Source organism: Pseudomonas sp. Fl5BN2 (assembly GCF_009908205.1).
Taxonomy (GTDB): Bacteria; Pseudomonadota; Gammaproteobacteria; order Pseudomonadales; family Pseudomonadaceae; genus Aquipseudomonas.
The window spans coordinates 1-443 of the sequence record NZ_JAAARL010000069.1 but is presented as its reverse complement, the minus strand read 5'-3'; the positions used below and the strand labels follow the sequence as shown (position 1 = coordinate 443).

The window sequence follows — 443 nt, the reverse complement described above, 5'->3', positions numbered from 1 at the left end:
CGTCGGGTCCAGGCCGCCCTCGGCCAGCACGGAGGCGACCAGACTGGTGGTCGTCGTCTTGCCGTGCGTACCGGCGATGGCAATGCCCTGCTTCAGGCGCATCAGCTCAGCCAGCATCACCGCACGCGGCACGATGGGAATGCGCTTGGCGCGCGCGGCCAGCACTTCCGGGTTGTCACCGCGCACGGCGGTGGAGACCACCACGGCATTGGCGCCGATCACATGTTCCGGCGCGTGGCCCTGCATGATCGTCGCGCCGAGCGTTGCCAGACGCTGCGTGGTCGCACTGCTGCCTAGATCCGAGCCCGTCACGCGGTAGCCCAGATTCAGCAGCACCTCCGCGATGCCGCTCATGCCCGCGCCGCCGATGCCTACAAAATGGATGTTCTTGACGATGTGCTTCATATCGATTCGTTCCCTATGCCCGTGCCACCGCTACACAC

Annotated in this window: 1 protein-coding gene; it reads right to left on the bottom strand. The window is 66.1% G+C overall.

Translation table 11 applies throughout. From position 1 onward, the window contains the following. A partial coding sequence (locus tag GV819_RS32590; RefSeq protein ID WP_256667711.1) for a Mur ligase domain-containing protein occupies positions 1 to 405 on the bottom strand: 405 nt, incomplete at its 3' end. Between the last annotated feature and the right edge of the window lie 38 nt (positions 406 to 443).